Annotated in this window: 18 protein-coding genes; 12 read left to right on the top strand and 6 right to left on the bottom strand. The window is 62.3% G+C overall.

Annotated features, from left to right (window positions below; genetic code table 11):
• Nucleotides 1–5: 5 nt before the first annotated feature.
• The 3 genes from ACSQ8R_RS29810 to ACSQ8R_RS29800 all read left to right on the top strand — a co-directional run bounded on the left by ACSQ8R_RS29810 (nucleotide 6) and on the right by ACSQ8R_RS29800 (nucleotide 3,512).
• Nucleotides 6–1,604, top strand: coding sequence for a thiamine pyrophosphate-dependent enzyme (locus ACSQ8R_RS29810; RefSeq protein WP_436256938.1), 1,599 nt, complete (start codon nucleotides 6–8; stop codon nucleotides 1,602–1,604).
• Between the two features lie 129 nt (nucleotides 1,605–1,733).
• Nucleotides 1,734–2,687 (top strand): 2-hydroxyacid dehydrogenase, encoded by a 954-nt coding sequence (locus ACSQ8R_RS29805; RefSeq protein WP_436256937.1) that lies wholly within the window; start codon nucleotides 1,734–1,736, stop codon nucleotides 2,685–2,687.
• Nucleotides 2,688–2,699: 12 nt separating this feature from the next.
• Nucleotides 2,700–3,512, top strand: coding sequence for a class II aldolase/adducin family protein (locus ACSQ8R_RS29800; RefSeq protein WP_436256936.1), 813 nt, complete (start codon nucleotides 2,700–2,702; stop codon nucleotides 3,510–3,512).
• Between the two features lie 105 nt (nucleotides 3,513–3,617).
• Here the strand turns inward: ACSQ8R_RS29800 and ACSQ8R_RS29795 are convergent, their stop codons facing one another.
• The 5 genes from ACSQ8R_RS29795 to ACSQ8R_RS29775 all read right to left on the bottom strand — a co-directional run bounded on the left by ACSQ8R_RS29795 (nucleotide 3,618) and on the right by ACSQ8R_RS29775 (nucleotide 8,706).
• On the bottom strand, nucleotides 3,618–4,601 hold the full coding sequence (locus tag ACSQ8R_RS29795; RefSeq protein WP_436256935.1) for a Bug family tripartite tricarboxylate transporter substrate binding protein: 984 nt from the start codon (nucleotides 4,599–4,601) through the stop codon (nucleotides 3,618–3,620).
• 83 nt (nucleotides 4,602–4,684) lie between these two features.
• Nucleotides 4,685–5,659 carry a Bug family tripartite tricarboxylate transporter substrate binding protein gene (locus ACSQ8R_RS29790; RefSeq protein ID WP_436256934.1) on the bottom strand — a complete coding sequence of 325 codons (975 nt, stop codon included), beginning with the start codon at nucleotides 5,657–5,659 and terminating at the stop codon, nucleotides 4,685–4,687.
• A 72-nt stretch (nucleotides 5,660–5,731) separates the two neighbouring features.
• Nucleotides 5,732–6,715, bottom strand: a complete 984-nt coding sequence (locus tag ACSQ8R_RS29785; protein WP_436256933.1) for a Bug family tripartite tricarboxylate transporter substrate binding protein — start codon at nucleotides 6,713–6,715, stop codon at nucleotides 5,732–5,734.
• Between the two features lie 35 nt (nucleotides 6,716–6,750).
• Nucleotides 6,751–8,256 (bottom strand): tripartite tricarboxylate transporter permease, encoded by a 1,506-nt coding sequence (locus ACSQ8R_RS29780; RefSeq protein ID WP_436256932.1) that lies wholly within the window; start codon nucleotides 8,254–8,256, stop codon nucleotides 6,751–6,753.
• 3 nt (nucleotides 8,257–8,259) lie between these two features.
• Nucleotides 8,260–8,706: a tripartite tricarboxylate transporter TctB family protein gene (locus tag ACSQ8R_RS29775; RefSeq protein ID WP_436256931.1), complete on the bottom strand. Its 447-nt coding sequence runs from the start codon at nucleotides 8,704–8,706 to the stop codon at nucleotides 8,260–8,262.
• A 469-nt stretch (nucleotides 8,707–9,175) separates the two neighbouring features.
• Between ACSQ8R_RS29775 and ACSQ8R_RS29770 the strand changes: the two genes are divergently transcribed.
• Both ACSQ8R_RS29770 and ACSQ8R_RS29765 read left to right on the top strand, forming a co-directional pair.
• On the top strand, nucleotides 9,176–10,396 hold the full coding sequence (locus ACSQ8R_RS29770; protein ID WP_436256930.1) for an FAD-dependent monooxygenase: 1,221 nt from the start codon (nucleotides 9,176–9,178) through the stop codon (nucleotides 10,394–10,396).
• An 81-nt stretch (nucleotides 10,397–10,477) separates the two neighbouring features.
• Nucleotides 10,478–11,656 carry an alpha/beta hydrolase gene (locus ACSQ8R_RS29765; RefSeq protein WP_436256929.1) on the top strand — a complete coding sequence of 393 codons (1,179 nt, stop codon included), beginning with the start codon at nucleotides 10,478–10,480 and terminating at the stop codon, nucleotides 11,654–11,656.
• A gap of 304 nt (nucleotides 11,657–11,960) precedes the next feature.
• Here the strand turns inward: ACSQ8R_RS29765 and ACSQ8R_RS29760 are convergent, their stop codons facing one another.
• Nucleotides 11,961–12,494, bottom strand: a complete 534-nt coding sequence (locus ACSQ8R_RS29760; protein WP_436256928.1) for a VOC family protein — start codon at nucleotides 12,492–12,494, stop codon at nucleotides 11,961–11,963.
• Nucleotides 12,495–12,618: 124 nt separating this feature from the next.
• Here ACSQ8R_RS29760 and ACSQ8R_RS29755 point away from each other — a divergent pair, with 124 nt between their 5' ends.
• The 7 genes from ACSQ8R_RS29755 to ACSQ8R_RS29725 all read left to right on the top strand — a co-directional run bounded on the left by ACSQ8R_RS29755 (nucleotide 12,619) and on the right by ACSQ8R_RS29725 (nucleotide 21,121).
• Entirely contained in the window at nucleotides 12,619–13,410 is a 792-nt protein-coding gene (locus ACSQ8R_RS29755) for a helix-turn-helix transcriptional regulator (RefSeq protein ID WP_436256927.1), read from the top strand.
• A 27-nt stretch (nucleotides 13,411–13,437) separates the two neighbouring features.
• Nucleotides 13,438–14,166, top strand: a complete 729-nt coding sequence (locus ACSQ8R_RS29750) for an SDR family NAD(P)-dependent oxidoreductase (protein ID WP_436256926.1) — start codon at nucleotides 13,438–13,440, stop codon at nucleotides 14,164–14,166.
• A gap of 114 nt (nucleotides 14,167–14,280) precedes the next feature.
• Complete coding sequence (locus tag ACSQ8R_RS29745; protein ID WP_436256925.1) at nucleotides 14,281–15,144, top strand: p-hydroxycinnamoyl CoA hydratase/lyase; 864 nt, start codon at nucleotides 14,281–14,283, stop codon at nucleotides 15,142–15,144.
• A gap of 12 nt (nucleotides 15,145–15,156) precedes the next feature.
• Nucleotides 15,157–17,298, top strand: a complete 2,142-nt coding sequence (locus ACSQ8R_RS29740; protein ID WP_436256924.1) for an acetate--CoA ligase family protein — start codon at nucleotides 15,157–15,159, stop codon at nucleotides 17,296–17,298.
• A 191-nt stretch (nucleotides 17,299–17,489) separates the two neighbouring features.
• Nucleotides 17,490–18,932: an NAD-dependent succinate-semialdehyde dehydrogenase gene (locus tag ACSQ8R_RS29735; RefSeq protein ID WP_436256923.1), complete on the top strand. Its 1,443-nt coding sequence runs from the start codon at nucleotides 17,490–17,492 to the stop codon at nucleotides 18,930–18,932.
• Nucleotides 18,933–18,958: 26 nt separating this feature from the next.
• The gene (locus ACSQ8R_RS29730; protein ID WP_436256922.1) at nucleotides 18,959–19,801 is read left to right on the top strand and encodes a p-hydroxycinnamoyl CoA hydratase/lyase; all 843 of its coding nucleotides are present in this window, start codon (nucleotides 18,959–18,961) and stop codon (nucleotides 19,799–19,801) included.
• Nucleotides 19,802–19,951: 150 nt separating this feature from the next.
• The gene (locus ACSQ8R_RS29725; RefSeq protein WP_436256921.1) at nucleotides 19,952–21,121 is read left to right on the top strand and encodes an acyl-CoA dehydrogenase family protein; all 1,170 of its coding nucleotides are present in this window, start codon (nucleotides 19,952–19,954) and stop codon (nucleotides 21,119–21,121) included.
• Nucleotides 21,122–21,128 lie beyond the last annotated feature (7 nt).

Here is a 21,128-nt window from a genome sequence, read left to right as displayed (position 1 = left end):
CTCACATGATCATCACCGGGGGCGATTCCATCGCCGCATCGCTCCGTGCGCATGGAGTGGATACCGTCTTCGGCATACCGGGTGCCCAGCTCTACGGCCTGTTCGACGCGTTGCAGCGGGACGGCATGCGGGTGATCACGCCGCGGCACGAGCAGGCGTGCGCCTATATGGCGTTCGGTTACGCCCGCGCCTCGGGCAATCCCGGTGTCTATTCGGTGGTGCCGGGGCCGGGCGTGCTCAATACCGGCGCCGCGCTGCTGACCGCCTGGGGCTGCAACGAGCCGGTTCTGTGCCTGACCGGTCAGGTGCCGACCGCCTTTCTCGGCAAGGGTCGCGGCCATCTGCACGAGATGCGCGACCAGCGCGCCGTTCTCGCCGGCATCGCCAAGTCCGCTGAACGCGCCGACAGGGCGGGGGAGGTTTCCGCAGCAATAGCTCATGCGTTTCGAGAAATGCGCTCGCTGAAGCCCGGCCCGGCGACGGTTGAAATGCCCTGGGAGCAGTTCGTGGCGGAGGGCGAATTCGAGATCGCCCGGGCGCTCGAAACACATCCCGATCCGGTTGCCGATGTAGCGATCGGCGAGGCGGCACCGGTAATCGGCAGGGCGGAGCGGCCGATGATCTTCGTCGGCCCCGGCGCGTTCGAGGCCCGTGAGGAAGTGCTGCGGCTTGCCGAATTGCTGCACGCTCCGGTCGTCGCCTTCCGCTCCGGACGCGGCGTCGTCTCCAATCGCCACGAACTCGGCCTCACCATCGCTGAAGCACGAAAGCTCTGGCCGACGGTCGATTGCGTCATCGGCATCGGCAGCCGGCTCGAAGTTCCGAGCTGGCGCTGGCAACCGAGGCCGGACGTGCCGGTGATCCGGCTGGAGATCGACGCGGAGGAACTGACCCGCACGCCAGAGGCACTCGGCGTGCTCGGCCGGGCAAAGACCTCGCTTGATGCCCTGCTCAAAGAGATCAGGCCGCGTTCGCCTTCGAACGACTGGCGGGAAACGATCCGAAAGGCGCGGGCGGAAACGGCGCAGGCCATCCAGGAAATCTCGCCGCATTACGGATATCTGCAGGCAATCCGTGCAGCTCTTCCGGATGACGGCATCCTCGTCGAGGAGGTCTGCCAGTCCGGCTTTGCTTCCTGGTACTGCTATCCGGTCTATGAGCCGCGCACTTTCATTTCGACCGGTTTTCAGGGTACGCTCGGGTTCGGATTTCCGACCGCGCTCGGCGTCAAGATTGCCCGGCCGGACGTGCCGGTCGTTTCGATATCCGGCGATGGCGGCTTCATGTTCGCCGCCCAGGAACTGGCGACCGCCGCCCAATACGGCATCGGCGTGATCGCCGTCGTCTTCAACAATTCCGCCTTCGGCAACGTGAAGCGCGACCAGCAGCAGGGCTTTGGCGGAAGGCTGGTCGGTTCGGAGCTGAAAAACCCGGACTTCGACAAGCTGGCTGCCGCCTTCCATGTGGATTTTGTCCGGGTGAATACGCCGGACGGATTGCGTGGGGCAATCGAGACTGCGATCGACCGCGGCGGTCCGTGGCTGATCGAAGTCCCGCTGTCGCTCGAAAGCGAAGTGAGCCCCTGGAAGTTCATTCACGGATAATCCGTTGATGACGAATTCCGTTCATCATCGACGAAAATAGCTATCGCCATGGCAGGGAGCCGTATAAAGTCGGGCCCAAGATTTCGATCCTGGGAGGGCATCGTTTCCGTGACATCAGATAAGAAAAATATGCCTATCGTCGTGCTGACGGCGGTCCTGCCGGTTTCGGTGGTATCGACGCTCGAAGGCATGGGCGGACGGCGAATGTCGGTCGCTGACGTGGTTGCCCGCGGTGAGATGCCGGGCGTGCAGGTACTGGTCACCGATCCCGGCGTCGGCGCCAATGCGGATGTTCTTGCAAAATTCCCCGACCTGAAGCTGGTCGCCTGTTATGGCATCGGCATCGACTCCATCCACATGCCGACCATCAAGGCGCGCGGCATCGGCGTGACCAATACGCCGGGCCTGCTGACGGATGACGTCGCCGACCTCGCCATGGCCCTGATGCTGGCTTCCGCCCGCGATATCGTACCCCAGACCCAATATATCCGCGACGGCCGATGGACGACGATCGCTGCCAAAGTGCCGCTCGGCCGGTCGCTCAAGAACAAGGCGATCGGCATTGTCGGGCTCGGCAATATCGGCGCGGCGATTGCTGAAAGGGCCGCCGCTTTTCGGATGCGCATCGCCTATCATGGCCCGCGGCAGAAGCCTGTTCCCTATACCTACATGCCGGACCTCGTCGCGTTGGCGAAAGAGAGCGATTTCCTCGTCATCGCCAGCCGCGGCGGCGAGGACACCAGGAACGTCGTCAACCGCGCGGTGCTGGAGGCGCTGGGACCTCAGGGCACGCTGGTCAACGTCTCACGCGGTTCGATCGTCGACGAGGCGGCACTGGTGGAGGCGCTCAAAACCGGGAAACTGGGCTTTGCGGCGCTGGACGTGTTCGCCAACGAGCCGAGGGTTTCGGAAAAGCTGCTGTGGATGCCGAATGTCATCATGACACCGCACCAGGGCAGCGCCACCACGGAAACCCGCCTCGCCATGGCCCTTTTGCTGGTCGAAAATGTCGAGGCGTTTTTCAAGGGAGCGCCGCTGCCGACACCGGTGATCCCGATCGCGATCTGGGCCTTTGAACTATAGGGAGGATGTCACATGGCATTTCAACGTCACGTCATCGGACTGGCAGGACAGGACAACGGGCAGGAAATCATCACCGAATTCGACCGGGCCTCGGTCACCGACGAGGAATGGGCTGTCCGTGTCGATCTCGCCGCCGCCTATCGGCTCGCGGCGTTCTACGGCTGGGACGACCTCATCTACACGCATATCTCGGCTCGCGTACCGGGCACGGAAAACCACTTCCTGATCAACCCGTTCGGAATGGCCTTCGACGAGATCAAGGCGAGTAACCTCGTCAAGATCGACCACGAGGCGAAGATAATCGGCAAGTCGGACTATCCGGTGAACGGCGCCGGTTTCGTCATTCACCACGCCGTGCACAAGGCGCGCCACGAGCTGAACTGCGTCATGCATTTGCACACTGAGGCAGGCATGGCGCTTTCCATGCTCGACTGCGGCCTGCTGCCGCTCTCCCAGCATTCGATGTTCTTCTACAACCGCATCGGCTATCACGGCTATGAGGGGCTGGCGCTCAACATGGAAGAGCAGGAACGGCTGATCCACGACCTCGGCCCGCACAAGAACATGATCCTCAAGAACCATGGCACACTGACGTCAGGCGAAAGTGTGGGCGAGGCGTTCGTATGGACTTTCTGGCTGGAAAAAGCCGCCCGCGCCCAGCTCGCGGCCATGGCCGCCCAGCCGCAAGGCCTCAGCATTCCCGAAGAAAAGATCGCCGAACTAACCGCCCATATGTACGAGATGTCGCCGGCCAAGCCGGGGCTGAAGGAATGGCCTGCGATGCTGAGGAAGCTGGACCGGATCGATCCGAGCTATCGCGATTGACATCTGAATGCCTCCCCGAGGGGATATGGCAGGTCTTGCTCTCCTTCTCCGCAACGAAAAAAAGCCGGCGTTTCCACCGGCTTTTTTTATCTGCTTCAGCAGGTCTTACTGCTGCGGGATCTGGGCGATCGCGACGTAGTCCTTCCACTCCGCGATCGTCTTGATCATCAGAGCCTGGGCTTCGGCCGGGGTAGAGATAAAGGGGTCGCCGCCCTGGTCGGCGAGGAACTTCTGTGTTTCCGGCTGCTGCAGAACGGTGTTGAACCAGCCGTTGATCTTGGTGGTGATGTCTTCCGGCGTGCCCTTGGCAACCATGGCACCCCACCAGCCGAGCTGGTCGATATCAAAGCCCTGTTCCTTCAGGGTCGGAATGTTCGGAGCGCCCTTCATGCGTTCCGGCGAGCCGACGCCGAGAAGACGGAAGCGGCCTTCGCGTTGCTGGGCGAGGGCAAAGACCGGATCGTAGGAGCCGAAGTCCATTGCGCCGCTGGTGATGTCGTTGAGCGAGTCGGCAGCGGTCTTGTACTGGACCGAAACGGTCTCGAGGCCGGCTTTCTGCTTGTAGACTTCGGCCATGACCTTGCCCGAAGTGGCGTTGACGGCATAGGAGCCACCGTCGCCCTTTTCCTTCATGGCGGCGGTCAATTCCTTCAGGTCCTTGTAGGGCGCGTCCTTGGCGACGGCGATCATGAAGGCCTGCTTGTTAATGGTGGCGATCGTCATCAGGTCCTTGCCGACGTCGATCGGCGGCTTCTTCATGATCCACATGTTGCCGGCGATCGAGTTGCCGGAATGGACGAAGATCGTGTAGCCGTCCGGCTTGGAACGCGACGTGTATTCAGCGGCGATGTTGCTGAGTGCGCCGGGCTTGTTTTCGACGATGATCGTGGCGCCGGCGACCTTGGCTACCTTGTCCGCGAAATAGCGCACGAGAACGTCGGCACCGGAACCTGCCGGGAAGGCGCAGACGAAGGTGATCGTCTGGTCCGGATAGGCAGCCTGGGCGGGCGTAACGGTTGCAATCTGCGCGACTGCCAGCATCGCCACGGCGGCGGTGGCCTGCGCGATCTTCTTAAGCCATTTTGTCACTTTTCATCTCCTATGGCGGTTCGTAAGGGTCCCTGCGAAAGAACCTGCCGCACTATGGCGAGAGGGCCTTTCGAATCGGTTGATTAATTTTGCGGAATCTTGGCCATGGCCACGTAGGTCTTCCATTCCTCGACAGTCTTGGCGAGCAGTGCCTGTCCCTCGTCCGGGGTGCCGACAAAGACGTCGCCACCGAACTTCGCGAGGAAGGCGACGGTGTCGGGCTGCCCCAGGACTTCGTTGAACAGCGTGTTGATCTTGTCGACCACCGCTTTCGGGGTTGCCTTCGGAACGAAGGACCCCCACCAGCCGAGCTGGTCGATGTCGTAGCCCTGTTCCTTGGCGGTTGGGATGTTGGGCAGCGACTTCAGCCGGATCGGCGAGCCGGTCGCGAGGATCCGGACACGCTTCTCGTTGGCCTGAGACAAGGAAAAGACCGGGTCGTGGACGCCGTAGTCGAGAGAACCGCTCAGCATGTCGTTGAGCGAATCCTTGGCGTCCTTGAACGAGACTTCGACCGGATCGACACCGGCGACCTGCTTGTAGATTTCACCAAGAACCTTGCCGGACGTGGCAGCAGTTGCGTAGCTGGCGTTGTTGCCCTTTTCCTTCAGCACCTTGGTCAGTTCCTTCATGTCCTTGATCGGGCTGTCGTAAGCCACGACGAACATGAAGGCCTGCTTGTTGATGAAGGAGGTCGTCTGCAGCTCCTTGACGACGTCGATCGGCGGTGCCTTGAACAGCGACATGTTGGCCGCCGTCGAGGTGCCGGAATGGACGTAGATCGTGTATCCGTCCGGCTTGGCGCGGGCGGTGTACATGGCGGCGATGTTGCCGGCAGCGCCCGGCTTGTTTTCGACGATCACGGTCTGGCCGGAGACCTTGGCGAACTTGTCGGCAAAGAAGCGGACCAGAACGTCGGCGCCGGAGCCTGCCGGGAAGGCGCAGACGAAAGTGATCTGGCCGTTCGGATAAGCACCCTGCGCGAATGCACCATAGGGTGCGAGCGCGGCGGCGGCGGTCGCCATCATCAGTTTTCTACGTGAGATTTCAGTCGTCATAGGCACAAGTCCTCCCTTGAATGCCCCAGTCATTCCCGTAGCAAAGGTTCCGTGAAGCCCGTTGAAGAAGCCTCAGTTTTGCGGAATCTTCGCCAGCGCCACATAGGCACGCCACTCCTCGACGGTCTTCACAAGAAGCTCGTCGACCTCCTTGGGTGTGCCCTTGTAGACATCTCCACCGAACTTGTTCAGGAAGGCTTCCGTTTCCGGCTTGTCGAGCACCTCCTGGAACAGCGAGTTCAGCTTCAGAACGACATCGTCCGGCGTCTTGGCCGGCACGAACACACCCCACCATCCGAGCTGGTCGACATTGAGGCCATATTCCTTGATGGCCGGAATCTCGGGCGTCGATTTCATCCGCTGCGGCGAGCCGACCGCAAGCAGCCGCAGGCGGCCCTCGCGCTGCTGGCTGAGCGCAAAGACCGGATCGAGCGCCGCGAAATCGAGCTGGCCGCTGGTGATGTCGTTCAGGGAATCCGGGCCGGTCTTGTAAGCGACTTCGGTCGCCGAGACGCCCGCCAGCTGCAGGTAGACTTCGGCGAGAACCTTGCCCGAGGTCGCGGTCGAGCCGTAGGTGGCATCGCCCCCCTTGGCCTTCAGGTGCTCGGTGAGCTGCTTCATGTCCTTGATCGGGCTGTCTGCCGCGACGGCGATCATGAAGGGCTGCTTGTTGATGAACTGAACGCCGCGCAACGCCTTGGTAACGTCGATCGGGGGTTTCTTGAACAGCGACATGTTGGCGGCTGTCGACGTGCCGGAATGGACATAGACCGTGTAGCCGTCGGGCTTGGCGCGGCTGACATATTCGGCGGCGATATTGCCGTTGGCCCCCGGCTTATTTTCGACGATCACCGTCTGCTTGGAGACAGTCGCAACCTTTTCGGAGAAGAAGCGGACCAGAACGTCGGCCCCGCTGCCGGCCGGAAAGGCACATACGAAGGTGATCGTACTGTTGGGATAGCTGGATTGTGCGAACGAGACACCCGGGACAACGGCGGCCATGGCCGCCGCCGCAATCAGGGTGCGTCTTGTCAGTTTCAGATGTTGTTCAGTCATTGGCTCCTCCTCCAAAAAACTGTTGGGAATGTCTGCTATTCCTCCTGGAACGCCTCCTCGCGGGTCTTGCGGAACTGCGGGAAGATGATCAGGCAAAGCATCAGGACCGTCGCCACCAGAAGCGTGGCCGAGATCGGACGATCAATGAAGATCGTCGGATCGCCGCGCGAGATGACCAGCGAACGGCGCAGGTTTTCCTCCATCAGCGGACCGAGAATGAAGCCGAGCACCATGGGCGCAGGCTCGCAGCCGAGCTTGAAGAGGATGTAGCCGAAGACCGTGAAGACGATCATCAGGACCATCATGAACGGTTCGGTGCTGGTCGAATACACGCCGATCGCGCAGAACAGCAGGATCGCCGGGTAGAGCAGGCGGTAGGGAACCGACAGCAGTTTCACCCAGATGCCGATCATCGGCAGGTTGATGACGACAAGCATCAGGTTGCCGATCCACATCGAGGCGACCATGCCCCAGAAAAGGTCCGGGCGGGTGGTCATGACGGCCGCACCCGGCTGGATGCCCTGGATGATCATCGCGCCCATCATGATCGCCATGATCGGGTTGGAAGGAATACCGAGCGTCAGGAGCGGGATGAACGACGTCTGGGCGGCGGCGTTGTTGGCCGCTTCCGGACCCGCGACCCCTTCGACAGCGCCGGTGCCGAACTTGCGCGGGTTCTTCGAGATCTTCTTTTCGAGCGTATAGCTGGCAAAGGAGGCAAGAACCGCGCCGCCGCCCGGCAGGATGCCAAGCAGGGAGCCGAGGCCCGTGCCGCGAAGGGCGGCAGGATAGGCTTCTTTGAATTCCTTCCTGGTCGGCCACATGTCGCGCATGCGGGTACTGATCGCTTCGCGCGGCGGCGGCGGGTTCTCGAGGTTGCGGATGATTTCCACGATGCCGAAGAGGCCGAGAACCAGCGGCAGGAAGTCGATACCTTCCCACAGACCCGAAAGGCCGAATGTATAGCGGGTAAGACCCGTGTTGATATCGGTGCCAACGAGGCCGAGCAGCAGGCCGATCAGCACCATGGCGACGGCCTTCAGAACGGAACCGTGCGCCAGGACGATCGCCATGACCAGACCGAGCAGCATCAGTGCAAAATAATCCGGCGAATTGAACTGCTGGGCGATCGAGGCGAGGGGCGGACCGAAGGCGGCGATGAAGACGGTGCCGATCGTGCCGGCAAAGAACGAGCCGAGGGCGGCGATCGCGAGCGCTGCACCCGCACGGCCCTTGCGGGCCATCTGATGCCCCTCGATACAGGTGACGACCGAAGAAGCCTCGCCCGGCATGTTGACCAGGATCGAGGTGGTGGAGCCGCCATATTGTGCCCCGTAATAGATGCCCGCCAGCATGATCAGCGACGAAAGCGGGTCAAGCCCGAAGGTGATCGGCAGCAGGATGGCAAGCGCAGGAATGGGCCCGATGCCGGGAAGAACGCCGATCAGCGTACCGAGGACGACGCCGATCAGACAGAACATCAGGTTCTGTAGCGAGCCTGCAGCCATAAATCCGGTTGCGAGGTGTTCAAAGATTTCCATGGATTACCTGCCCCACCAGACGGGCATCGGCTGCCCAAGCGCGTACACGAAGATGATGACGACGAACGCCGCCGTGGTGACCGCGAAGATGACGGTCTCAACCGGGTTGACGTCGCGCCGTGCATAGGCTGCGAACATGATCAACAGGATTGAGGAGATCACCGCGCCGATTTCAGCGATCAGCATGCCGAAGGCGGCAATCGCCAGCAGGATGAAGATGATCGGGCGCAACCGGATGCGTTCGATGGCCGGACCTTCGATCGCCAGCGACTTTACCGTGACGATCAGCCCGATCAGTGCAATCAGGCCGCAAATGATCATCGGGAAATAGCCGGGGCCCATGTTGCGGGCGGAACCGAAGCTGAGGTCCGAACCGACATAGAGGCCGATCGCACCGAAAAGGATGAACAGGATGCCCGCGCCGAAATCCTGCGGACTTTTGATGACCATGGTTTCCTCCCTGAAAACCCGACTTTGTGAACCGGTCTGGCTCCCCTTCGGGCGCCGGCCAAACCGTCATTATGCATGCTCCTCAGGCGGCGCCTCGAATTCGCAGCCTGAATTCGTCTATAGGCAACTAGATTTGACTATATACAAGAGTATTCGTCTTGTCAGTCAATCGAATTCCGCTGTCTCCCGTATCGATCAGGTACCACGGTGGCCCGCCGTTTTCGATCCTATCGCATTTATATCAGGAAGCCAGATATCGAGGGTGTAATTTGGTGACTCCTTTCCTGTTTTTGATGTGTGGATTGAAACTCTCAATTGCAGCCGCCGTCTCCCAGGCGTCCGTCCGGAAGCTTGTTTAAGCAGATATGAAATTGGTTTTGAGCAAAGTCAATTATACTTTATCAAAAATAGTTGACATGTGCATGCGCGTCGAGAGAGATTGTCCGTCAGGATTTCAAGGGATGACATAATGAAGATTTCTGTTGTGGGAGGAGGGATCGGTGGACTGACGGCGGCATTGTCGCTGCTCCGTCAGGGGTTCGACGTCGATGTGTACGAACAGGCGGTTGAGCTGAAAGAAGTCGGCGCCGGCGTTCAGGTCAGCGCCAACGGAACGCGAATCCTGTTTTCGCTTGGGCTCGAAGAAGACATCATGTCGATCGCCTCCCAGGCGCAGGGCAAGGAGATTCGTCTCTGGAACACCGGGCAGACCTGGAAACTGTTCGACCTCGGTCCGCTTTCCATCGAGCGCTACGGCTTCCCCTACATCACCATCCACCGCAACGACCTGCACCAGACGTTGGCAGCCGGCGTGCGCCGCATCAAGCCCGATGCGATCAAGCTGTCCAAGAAATGCGTCGGGATAACCCAGGACGACAAGGGCGCGACGATCACCTTCGCTGACGGCACCACTGCCACCTCGGACATCGTGGTTGGCGCCGACGGCGTCCATTCGAAGATCCGCGAGACGCTGTTCGGCCGCGACGATCCCAAATTTACCGGCATCGTCGCCTGGCGCGGGGTCATCCCGGTCGAGCGACTGCCGGAACACATGCTGCGGCCCGTCGGCACCAACTGGATCGGTCCCGGCGGCCATGTCATCCAGTATCTGCTGCGCGGCGGCAAGCTGATGAATTACGTCTCGGTGGTCGAGCGTTCCAACTGGCAGGTGGAATCCTGGTCGGTTGCCGGCACGACGGAAGAGTGCCTGGCCGATTACCAGGGCTGGCACGAGGACATTCATACGCTGATCAAGGCGATCGACGTTCCTTACAAATGGGCGCTGATGCTGCGGCCGCCGATGGACGACTGGACCCGTGGCCGCGTGACGCTGCTCGGAGACGCCTGCCATCCGACATTGCCCTTCCTCGCCCAGGGCGCGGTCATGGCGATCGAGGACGGGTTCGTGCTCGCCCGCGCGCTTGCCGAGAACAACGGCAATTACGAGGCGGCCTTTGCCGGTTACGAGGCGGCCCGCGTCGAGCGCACCGGCAAGATCGTTCGTGGTGCGGAAGGTAATCTCAGCCGCTTCCACAATGCCGCGTTGAAGGATCCGAAGCTCGCCGAGGACTACGTCAATGCCGAATGGCAGGAAGACAAGGTCAAGCAGCGCTACGAATGGCTGTTCACCTACGATGCCACGTCGGTGCCGGTCGTGGCAGGAACCAGGTCGCGGGAAGCGGTCGCTTAAAAGCACATTCGCGGCTCAATCTCAAAAGCCCGTTCCGCGGTTTCACCGGCCCGGCGGGCGAAGCATAACGGGTAGCACAGCATGACCACCAAGGCGGAATGGCAGCGGATCCCGCTGATCGTCTCCTTTCCGGAGACCGCGAAATATACCGAGACCTACGGCTTTGCGGGCAATTCCGGCAGGGTTAACCTCGAGGGCCAGCTTCTGCGTGGCGCCGACGCGCCGTCGAAAACGGTCTACGTCTTCATGCACCCGACCTCGACGCTGCAGCTCCTGCCGATGCCGACGGCGCTCGCAGATGCCGGCCTGCACGTGCTGTGCGCCGCCAGTCGCTATCCGAAGAACGACACTGCCCTCATCATGGAAAAGGTGGCGATCGACCTCGGCAAATGGCTCGACTACGCCCGTGGCGAACTGGGTTACGAGAAGGTCGTGCTGGTCGGCTGGTCCGGCGGCGGCTCGCTGTCGCTGTTCTACCAGGCGCAGGCCGAGAACCCGACGATCACCCATACGCCGGCCGGCGACGAGGTCAATCTCGTTGAAGCGGGACTGAAGCCCGCCGACGGCGTGATCTTCATCGCCGCCCACCTGTCGCGCGCCGAAACGCTGACCGAATGGCTCGACCCGTCGGTTCTCGACGAGCTGAACCCGGATCTGCGCGACCCGGAATTCGACATCTATTCGCCGGACTGCCTGCACCAGCCCCCCTATTCGGCGGAATTCATCCAACGGTTCCGCGCCGCCCAGGTCGCCCGCAACCGCAAGATCACCCATTGGGCGCTCGACATGCTGGCGGAACTGAAGCGCCGCGGATCGTTCGAACAGGAACGTGCCTTCGTCGTCCACCGCACCATGTGCGACGTGCGCTGGTTCGACGGCACGATCGACCCGAACGACCGGCCGATCGGCAAGAGCTATATGGGCGACCCGCGCACGGTGAACGTTGGTCCAGTCGGACTTGCCCGCTTCACGACCCTGCGCTCCTGGCTCTCGCAGTGGAGCTACGACCTGTCGAATGCCAAGGGCCCGATGAACGCGGCGCTGATCAAGCGCTCGCCGGTGCTGCAGATCGAGAACAATGCCGACGAGGCGGTTCCGGCGACGCACAATCCAACGATCCGGGCGGCGCTCGCGACTGAAAACAAGGAATACATGACGATCCCCCATGCGACCCACTATTACCTTGGCCAGCCGGAGCTTCTCAAAGCCTGCATCGACCGGGTGATCGACTGGAGCCGCCGCCAGGGGTTGCTGGCTTGAGGACAGTCCGGAGTGCGCGGGGAGCGGGCTCCGGACCATCGGGAGTTTGGCGGGAGGTTTGAACGTGAACTGCAATAAAAAGCACCACCGTCCAGGCTGGAACGGTGGTGCGTGTGTTTCGTCTCTGTGGGAGGCGGCTATTTATGAGGATCGGAAGCGGGGCCGCAGGTTAAGCCCCTCCCCCTTGTGGGGAAGGGTTGGGGAGGGGATCTTCCTTCAACGGGAAAAGACCCCTCCCGCCTGCCGGCCACCCTCCCCACAAGGGGGAGGGTTAAGACTGCCGCGCCGCCGCAATATTGTAACCTTACGCGGCAGCCGTCTTCGAAGCGATCATGCCGGCCTTCTTCTTGACCCATGCCTTCATGGCATCATGGGCTTCCGAAGCCGCCTGCTCCAGATAGCCCGGCTCTTCGGTGCGGGCGGTGATCTCGAGGCGCAGGCCGTTCGGGTCGAAGAAGTAGATCGAGTTGATGAACTCGTGGTCGATGACGTCGGTCGTCTTCACGCCGGCGTCCTGCAGCCGCTTCTTGAACTTGAGGACTTCCTCGACGCTGTCGACTTCCATGGCGAAGTGCTGGACCCAGTCCGGCGTGTTCGGCGAGGGGAGCGGCATGACGTTTTCGCCAAGGTCGAAGAAGGCCATGTAGGAGCCGTCGCCCATTTCGAAGAAGAAATGCGCGTAGGGCTTTTCTTCGCCCGTGGACGGGACCTTGTCGGCGGTCATGCAGTTGACCAGCGGCAGGCCGAGCAGGTCCTCGTAGAACTTGCGGGTCTCTTCGCCATCGCGGCATGGGTAGGAAAAGTGATAGAGTTTGCGAAGCTTCGGTGCGTCGGCCATGGTGGTTCCTCCATATCCAGGCATGTTGCGTTGGCCGTGATGGTAGGCCTTTGCCGACCCTCCCATGTCCACCTCCAGGGTGGACATGCCCACCACAGATTCGTTCTCGGCCGTGGAGGCGTCAATGCCTGCTCTTGATCCAGACAACATGACCCTCATGGCCGGGCTCATCAACGAGGTCGGCGAGCCCGGCTTCCCGGAAAAATTCCTGGATACCTTGCGCGGGGTCGCCGGCACCGATTTCTGTTCCGCCTTCCAGGCCGAGGAAGACGGATCGCTCACCTATCTCTTCGCCTGCGGTTATCACTCGACCATTCCGGGTTTTGCCGAGCGCGCCTCGCTCGATTATGCCCGCCGTTACTGGCTACGCGATCGGGTGACCCGCCAGATGCTGAACGGCGGACCTGGACTTGCCAAGGTGCAGGTCATTCGCCAGGCCTGGAACGGAATCCGCGACCCCGAATACCGCCGCGACTGCTACGAGCGTGCCCATGTGCTCGAACGCCTGACCATCTATCACTCGGAGGAGCCTCGAATCTTCGCCAGCCTCTATCGCACTCGCGAAAGCGGCCCGTTCCCGCTGGCTGCGGTCGAACGGTTGGAAGCGTTTGCCGCGCTATTGATGGCCATGGTCGTCAAACATGTGCGCCTGCAGGGCCGGCCACAGACGGCGCCGTTGCATCCGCCGCAGCAGGAGATCGCGGGGCGGCTGCTGCAGGCAGGATTTGCACTTTCGGGCCGCGAGGCAGAGGTTTCCGCCGGCCTGCTGCTTGGCCGCACGCATCGGGAAATTTCCGAAAAGGTCGGCCTCGCGCTTTCGAGCATCGTCACCTATCGTCAGCGCGCCTACCGCAAGCTGGGGGTCAGCGACCGCCGCGGGCTCGAAGCGCTTTATGAAGGAATTTCGCGCGTCTAGCGCATCAATTCGAGGAGGGATTTTCAGATGATTTCCATCAAGGACCGTATTGCCATTGTCACAGGCGCAAGCTCCGGCATCGGCTGGGGCATCGCCAAGGCGATTGCCGCCGAAGGCGCCATCACCGTGCTTGCCGCCCGCAGCGCCGACAAGCTGGAGAAGCTTGCGGCGGAGATCGAAGCGGAAGGCGGCCGGGCGTTCGTCGTGCCGACCGATGTCACCGACGACGTGCAGGTCGAAAAGCTGTTCGCCGCCGTCAAGCAGAAATACGGCCGGCTCGACATCCTCATCAACAATGCCGGCATCGCCGACCACACGCCGGTCGAAAAGCTTACCAATGAGCGCTGGCATGAGGTGATCGGAGCGAACCTCCACTCGGTCTTCTATTGCTCGCGCGCCGCCTTCATCCTGATGCAGGACCAGAAGCGCGGGCGAATCATCAACATGGGCAGCCTGTCGTCGAAAGTTCCGCGCGGCCATACCGCCGCCTATACGGCGAGCAAGTTCGCGCTCGAGGGCCTCACCCGCTCGCTCGCCGTCGATGGCCGCGAGCACGGCATCGCGGTCTCCATGGTGCATCCGGGCTCGACGGTCAGCTCGCTGGTGCCCGGCGTCACCGACAAGCTCCGCCCGGCCACGATGATGCCTCTGGACGTGGCGCGGATCGTCGTGCTGATGGCGACGCTGCCGGATGACGTGAACCTCTACGAGAGCATCATCCTGCCGGTCGAAATGCCGTTCCTCGGCCGCGGTTAAGCATCGGTTCAGCACGACCTCAAACGGCCTTCTTTTCGCCAGGCCCCAGACCGAAAGCCGCTTGACGCATATTCGGGTCCCTGATATCCATTTCCCCAGTAGGGAGAATTTGCTATGGAAAACCAGACCGAATCGGCCGCCGCCGGCCAGAACAATGGCAAGTGGGGCGAATACGTTACCGTCGATTTCGACGAGGGCATCGCCTGGGTGACGCTCAACCGTCCGAAGCAGCGCAACGCCATCAACCCCGGCATCGTCTGGGAAATGAACGCGATCATGGACGCGCTGGAAGAAGACGACCGCTGCAAGGTGATGGTCGTCACCGGCGCCGGCGAATCCTTTTCGGCCGGCATGGACCTCAAGGAATATTTCCGTGCCACCGACAAGGTGCCTCCGATCCAGCGCGAACGCCTGTTCCGGGCGAACGCCGCATGGCAGTGGCGCCGGATGATGTATTTCCCGAAGCCGACCATCTCCATGGTCAACGGCTGGTGTTTCGGCGGCGCCTTCCAATTCCTGGTCGGCTGCGATCTGGCGATCGCCTCGGAAGATGCCATCTTCGGCCTTTCGGAAATCAACTGGGGCATCATCCCGGCCGGCATCGTCACCAAGTCGGTACTGGAGACGATGAGCTTCCGCGACGCGATGTACTACATCATGACCGGCGAGACGTTTACCGGCCAGCAGGCCGCCGAAATGAAGCTGGTCAACAAGGCCGTTTCACCGGACGAGCTGAAGGCCGAGACACGCAAGCTTGCCATGACCCTGATCGGCAAGAACCCCTTCGTGCTGCGCCAGGCCAAGACCGCCTGCCGTTTCACCCGCGATCTCACCTGGGAACAGGCCGGCGAATACCTGATGGCGAAGTCGGACCAGACGGAACTGCGCGATCCGGACAACGGCCGCAACACCGGCATGAGTCAGTTCCTGGACGAGAAATCCTTCCGCCCGGGCCTTGGTGCTTACCGTCGCGATTGAGAAGTGGCTCCCATGGCTGATACGATGACCACAGCTCCCAAGGCGCTCGATCCGGCCAAGCCGTTCGATCTTGACCGTCTGCTGCGCCCACGATCCATCGCGATCGTGGGCGCGTCGCCGGATCCCGCTTCGATCGGCGGCGGCGTGCTGGCCAACCTCGAACTCTTCAAATATGCCGGCGACCTGCATCTTGTCAGCCGTTCGCGCGACGAGATCAACGGCCGCCCCTGCGTGAAGACCATCGGCGACCTGCCAAGGGGCGTCGATGTGGTGATCCTCATCGTGCCGCAGGCGGCGATCAAGGAATCGGTCCTTGCCTGCGTCGAGCGGGAAGTCGCGGGCGTCGTCGTCTATTCGTCCGGTTTTGCCGAAGCCGGCGAAGACGGTCGCAGACAGCAGGACGAACTTGCCGAGATCTGCCGCAAGGCGGGCATGGCCATGCTCGGGCCCAACTGCATGGGCTATACCAATTATGTCGATGGCATTCCGCTGACCTTCGAGCCGGTCGACCTGCGCGGCGTCGGCGAGCGCGCCCGTGTCGCGATCGTCGCCCAGAGTGGTGCGACGGCCGCCAATATCCGCTTCGCCATGCATTCCCGCGAAATTGCGGTCTCCTATGTCATCGCCACCGGCAACGAGGCGGTGCTCGCGGCCGAGGACCTGATCGCCTGGCTGATCGAGGACAAGCACAACGCGGTCGTCGCCGTCTATGTCGAGCAGGTCAAGAACCCCCAAAAGTTTCTCGCCGTCGCACGGCGCGCCCGCGAACTCGGCAAGCCGATCGTCATGCTGCATCCGGGCTCCAGCGAGCGCGGCAAGCAGGCGGCGCAGTCGCATACCGGGGCGCTCGCCGGCGACCATGCGCTGATGCAGGCGGCCGTACGCAACGAGGCGGTCGCGCTGGTCGAGACGACCGACGAACTGTTCGACGTCACCACGATCCTGGCGCGCTATCCGTCGCCGCCGCCGGGCGAGGCGGGCATCGTCACCAATTCCGGCGCCATCCGCGGCCTCTGCTTCGATTTCTGCGAACGCGTCGGCCTGCCGATTGCGACGCTGTCGGACGAGGTACATGCTGAGCTCGCCACGCAGGTGCCGCCCTACGTCCATGTCGATAACCCGTTCGACATTGGCACCACCGGTTTTTCCAATCCCGGCATCTTCGGCACCTCTACGGCTTCCATGCTGAAGGACCCGAGCGTCGGCATCGTCTTCCTGTCGCATGCCGGCGGTTCGCCGCCGATGCAGATCAAGAAGTCGGACGCGATCATCCCGGTCGCCGCGACTGCGACAAAGCCCGTCATCCTCAACATCATCGGCGACGATTACCCGCTCGATCCGACCTTCATGAAGGCGGTGCGCGACAGCGGTATCCCGTTCTTCCGCTCCCCGGAACGCGCATTGCGCGCCATGGCGGTGGTCATGAACTATGCCGCCGCACTTGCTGCCACTTGGGACCGAGCGCCGGAAGGCGAACGGATGAAGCAGGTCCCGGCCTCCGGCCTTGTCGTCGAATACGAAGGCAAGCGGGTTCTTTCCGAACTCGGTATCCAGATTCCCAAGGGAGCCTTGGCGAAATCCGCCGACGAAGCGGTAAAAATCGCTGCCGAGATCGGCTATCCGGTGGTGATGAAGGCGCAGGCGGCCGAACTGGCTCACAAGAGCGATGTCGGCGGCGTCATCGTCAACATCGCCGACCAGGCGGCGCTGCGCGCGGCTCATGAGAAGATGTATGCCAGCATCGCCATGCACAAGCCGGGCCTCAAGCTCGATGGCGTGCTGGTCGAGGGTATGGCTCGACCAGGCCTCGAAATGGTGGTGGGCGCCAAGCGCGATCCGCAATGGGGTCCGGTGGTGCTCGTCGGCCTCGGCGGCGTCTGGATCGAGGCTCTCGCCGATGCCCGCCTGCTGCCGGCCGATATCAGCCGCAAGCGGGCCATCGCCGAAATCCACAAGCTGAAGGCATCGAAGCTGCTCGGACCCTTCCGCGGCCAGCCGGCACGCGATGTCGAAGCGATTGCCGACGTGGTCGTGAAGCTCGGCGGGCTCATGCGTTCGACACCCGAGATCGTCGAAGTCGATATCAACCCGCTGGTTGTCTATGGCGAGGGGGACGGGGTTCTGGCTCTCGACGCGCTATTCGTGGTGCAGTGAGGTGAGGGCGTAACGCCCCTCATCCGGCTGCCGCCACCTTCTCCCCGCAAGCGGGGAGAAGGACAAATGCCGCGCCTTCGCCGTTCCTCCTCGCCCCGCTTGCGGGGAGAGGGCGGCCGAGCGAAGCGGAGGCCGGGTGAGGGGCTGCGACGACAGCCATCTATTGGAATGTCACGAGGGAGGATACCGTGATGCAGACCCAATCCTATGGTGAATTGAAGCTGTTTGTGGATGGCGAGTGGCTCGGCACGGAAGGCCGCGTCACCGAGGACGTCATCAACCCGGCAACAGGCGAGCCTATCGCGGCCTTACCGCATGCGACCCCGGAGGACCTCGAGCGAGCCGTGGCGGCTTCCAGCCGTGAATTCAAGGCATGGAAGGCAACGACCGCCTACGACCGGGCCAAGATCATTCGTAAGGCCGCCGACATCCTGCGCGAACGGGCCGGCGAGATCGGCCGGCGCATGGTGCTCGATCAGGGCAAGCCGCTCGGCGAGGCAATCCCCGAAGTCCATATCTCCGCCGACATTCTCGACTGGACCGCAGACGAGGGCCGACGCTCCTATGGCCGGATCGTGCCTGCCCGCGTGCCCGGCGTTAAGTGGATGGTGACGAGGGAGCCGGTCGGCCCCGTCGCCGGTTTCACGCCGTGGAATTTCCCGGGCGTCATTCCGGCGCGAAAAATTTCGGCAGCGCTTGCGACCGGCTGCACCATGGTTATCAAGCCTTCCGAGGAAACGCCGTCGACCGTGCTCGAAATCGCCCGCGCCCTGCAGGATGCCGGCCTGCCGAATGGCGTATTGAACGTGGTCCACGGCAAGCCGGCAGACGTTTCCGAACACCTGATCGCCTCGGACGGCATCCGCAAGATCACCTTCACCGGCTCGACCGCCGTCGGCCAGCATCTGGCGGTTCTCGCCGCGAAGGCCGGCGTCAAGCGTGCAACGATGGAACTCGGCGGTCATGCCCCGGTATTGATTTTCGAGGATGCCGATATCGACCATGCGATCCGCGTCATGGTCCATGCGAAATACCGCAATGCCGGCCAGGTCTGCATATCGCCGACCCGGTTCTACGTGCATGACAGCGTCCACGACAAGTTCGTCGACGGTTTTGCAAAAGCTGCTTCGGCCCTGAAAGTCGGCGATGGTCTCGATCCGTCGAGCCAGATGGGACCGCTCGCCAACAGCCGCCGCGTACCCTCCATGGAGCGCATGGTGGCGGATGCCGTGCAGCGCGGTGCCAAGGTCAAGGCCGGCGGCGAGCGCGGCAGCAATCGCGGCTATTTCTTCCAGCCGACGGTTCTCGCCGACGTGCCGCAGGACGCGATCATCATGAATGACGAACCCTTCGGCCCGGTCGCCGTCACCGCCCGCTTCACCTCCTTCGACGAGGTGATCGAACAGGCAAACAGGCTGCCTTACGGCCTTGCATCCTATGCCTTCACCCGGTCGAGCCAGACCGCTTCGATGGTGAGCGAGGCGATCGAGGCCGGCATGGTCGGCATCAACAACAATTTCATCTCGATGGCCGAAACGCCGTTCGGCGGCGTCAAGCAGAGCGGTTACGGCTCGGAAGGCGGCACCGAGGGCATGGACGCCTATCTCGTCACCAAAATGACCAGCCTGTCATGAGACCCTGGGACCTTTAGGAGAATACGATGACCATTGAATCAAGCGATCTGGGCGGAGAGAACGTCAAGGTCGAATTCGAGGACGGCATTGCCTGGGTAAAGCTGAACCGCCCGGACAAGCGCAACGCCATGAGCGTCGGCCTTGCCGAAGACATGATCCGGGTGCTCGACGCGCTTGAGATCGACGACCGCGCCGGCGTCGTCATCCTCACCGGCGAAGGCGAAGCGTTTTCCGCCGGCATGGACCTGAAGGACTTCTTCCGCGCCACCGACGGCGTTTCCGACGTCAAGCGCATGCGCGCCTACCGCTCCACCCGCGCCTGGCAGTGGCGCTTGCTGATGCACTATGCCAAGCCGACCATCGCCATGGTCAACGGCTGGTGCTTCGGTGGCGCCTTCACGCCGCTGATCTGCTGCGATCTTGCTATCGCCTCCGAAGACGCGGTGTTCGGCCTCTCGGAAATCAACTGGGGCGTCATCCCCGGCGGCGTCGTTTCCAAGGCGATCTCGACGCTGATGAACGACCGCAAGGCGATGTATTACGTGATGACCGGCGAAAAGTTCGGCGGCAAGATGGCCGAACAGCTCGGGCTGGTGAACGAGGCTGTGCCGGCGGACAAGCTGCGCGAACGCACTATCGAAATCGCCCGCGTTCTCCTCGAAAAGAACCCGACCGTGCTGCGCCAGGCCCGCATGGCATACAAGTACGTGCGTGAGATGACCTGGGAAGAATCGGCCGAATATCTGACCGCCAAGGCTGACCAGACGACATTCGTCGATCCGGAAAAGGGCCGCGAAAAGGGGCTGTCGCAGTTCCTGGATACGAAGACCTATCGTCCGGGGCATGGGGCTTATACACGCGAGGAATAGTCTACACTCTCCTTCGGGGGAGACCGTTGCCAGACCGCTCCGTCGCTTGCCGGCGCCTTCTCCAGTCGAGGAGAGGGTGGCCGAGCGACGCGGTGGCCGGGTAAGGGGGCGGCGCCCGATGCTTTTGCTACGTAACCATGAGACGTAACCATGGACCTGAACTATTCGGATGAGCAGCTCCTTTTGAAGGAGAGTGCGGAGCGGTTTCTGAGAGAGCGCTACGACTTCGAGAAGCGGGGCAAGATCGTCGGCTCGGAGACCGGTTTCGATGCCGGCATCTGGGCCGAAATGGCAGACCTCGGATGGCTTGCATTGCCGTTTGCCGAAGAGAATGGCGGCCTTGGCGGCGGCGCGGTGGAGATCTCGCTGATCATGGAGGCGATCGGCCGCGCCTTGGTGGTCGAACCCTATCTCGCGTCGGTCATCCTTGCCGGCGGACTGGTCGAGAAGCTTGGCTCCGAAGAACAGAGGGCGGAAATCCTCGGCGGCCTGATGGCCGGAACGTCGCGCCCTGCGCTCGCCCATGCCGAACGCCAGATGGGTTTCGACCTTGGCAATATCGCCGCAACCACGGTGAAGAAAGGCGAGGGCTTCCTCATCTCGGGTGAGAAGACGTTTGTGCCTGGCGGGTCGTTTGCGGATGTCTTCCTCGTCTCGGCCAGGCTGGAGGGAGCGATCAAGCTGTTCGCCGTACCCGCTGACGCTTCCGGCCTGACCCGCACCGAAGTGAGACTCGTCGATGGCAGCCGCGCCAGCAATCTCGTCCTCGACAATGTCTCCATACCCGCTTCGGCGCTGCTCGACGGCGCTGCCGATACGCTGGCTGAAATCGAAGCGGCCCATGACCGCGCCAATGCGGCGTTCGCCTCGGAAGCGGTCGGCATCATGGATGCGCTGATGGATGCCACAGTCGCCTATACCAGGGAGCGCGTGCAGTTCGGCAAGCCGCTCGCCGCCTTCCAGGCGTTGCAGCACCGGATGGCCGAGATGGCGGTGAAATGCCAGGAAGCGCGGGCCTCGGCGCTTCTCGCCACGCTGTCTGTCGATGCGCCGCGCCTGATGCGCATCCGCGGCGTGTCCGGCGCCCGCGCCAAGATCGGCAAAGTGTCGCGTTGCGTGGCGCAGGAGGCGATCCAGCTCCACGGCGCCATGGGCTTTTCCGAGGAAATGCCGATCGGCGCATGGTTCCGCCGGCTTTATGCGATCGAAAACTCACTTGGCACTACCGCAGACCACTTGAAGCGCTACGGCGAGATCATCCGTGATCCCGCAATGCTCTCCGGCAGCCTGCTGCGCGCACCTGCCCATTGGCCCGCCTGAGGAGACG

The organism is Neorhizobium sp. LjRoot104 (assembly GCF_964253725.1).
Taxonomy (GTDB): Bacteria; Pseudomonadota; Alphaproteobacteria; order Rhizobiales; family Rhizobiaceae; genus Neorhizobium.
This window is presented reverse-complemented; position numbering and strand designations above follow the sequence as displayed.

Coding starts and splice junctions, on each gene's coding strand:
- ACSQ8R_RS29780 (WP_436256932.1), bottom strand. CDS start 8,256: ATGGAAATCTTTGAACACCTCGCAACCGGATTTATGGCTGCAGGCTCG.
- ACSQ8R_RS29755 (WP_436256927.1), top strand. CDS start 12,619: ATGCCTGCTCTTGATCCAGACAACATGACCCTCATGGCCGGGCTCATC.
- ACSQ8R_RS29800 (WP_436256936.1), top strand. CDS start 2,700: ATGGCATTTCAACGTCACGTCATCGGACTGGCAGGACAGGACAACGGG.
- ACSQ8R_RS29725 (WP_436256921.1), top strand. CDS start 19,952: ATGGACCTGAACTATTCGGATGAGCAGCTCCTTTTGAAGGAGAGTGCG.
- ACSQ8R_RS29750 (WP_436256926.1), top strand. CDS start 13,438: ATGATTTCCATCAAGGACCGTATTGCCATTGTCACAGGCGCAAGCTCC.
- ACSQ8R_RS29785 (WP_436256933.1), bottom strand. CDS start 6,715: ATGACTGAACAACATCTGAAACTGACAAGACGCACCCTGATTGCGGCG.
- ACSQ8R_RS29770 (WP_436256930.1), top strand. CDS start 9,176: ATGAAGATTTCTGTTGTGGGAGGAGGGATCGGTGGACTGACGGCGGCA.
- ACSQ8R_RS29790 (WP_436256934.1), bottom strand. CDS start 5,659: ATGACGACTGAAATCTCACGTAGAAAACTGATGATGGCGACCGCCGCC.
- ACSQ8R_RS29730 (WP_436256922.1), top strand. CDS start 18,959: ATGACCATTGAATCAAGCGATCTGGGCGGAGAGAACGTCAAGGTCGAA.
- ACSQ8R_RS29775 (WP_436256931.1), bottom strand. CDS start 8,706: ATGGTCATCAAAAGTCCGCAGGATTTCGGCGCGGGCATCCTGTTCATC.
- ACSQ8R_RS29760 (WP_436256928.1), bottom strand. CDS start 12,494: ATGGCCGACGCACCGAAGCTTCGCAAACTCTATCACTTTTCCTACCCA.
- ACSQ8R_RS29805 (WP_436256937.1), top strand. CDS start 1,734: ATGCCTATCGTCGTGCTGACGGCGGTCCTGCCGGTTTCGGTGGTATCG.
- ACSQ8R_RS29735 (WP_436256923.1), top strand. CDS start 17,490: ATGCAGACCCAATCCTATGGTGAATTGAAGCTGTTTGTGGATGGCGAG.
- ACSQ8R_RS29765 (WP_436256929.1), top strand. CDS start 10,478: ATGACCACCAAGGCGGAATGGCAGCGGATCCCGCTGATCGTCTCCTTT.
- ACSQ8R_RS29740 (WP_436256924.1), top strand. CDS start 15,157: ATGGCTGATACGATGACCACAGCTCCCAAGGCGCTCGATCCGGCCAAG.
- ACSQ8R_RS29810 (WP_436256938.1), top strand. CDS start 6: ATGATCATCACCGGGGGCGATTCCATCGCCGCATCGCTCCGTGCGCAT.
- ACSQ8R_RS29745 (WP_436256925.1), top strand. CDS start 14,281: ATGGAAAACCAGACCGAATCGGCCGCCGCCGGCCAGAACAATGGCAAG.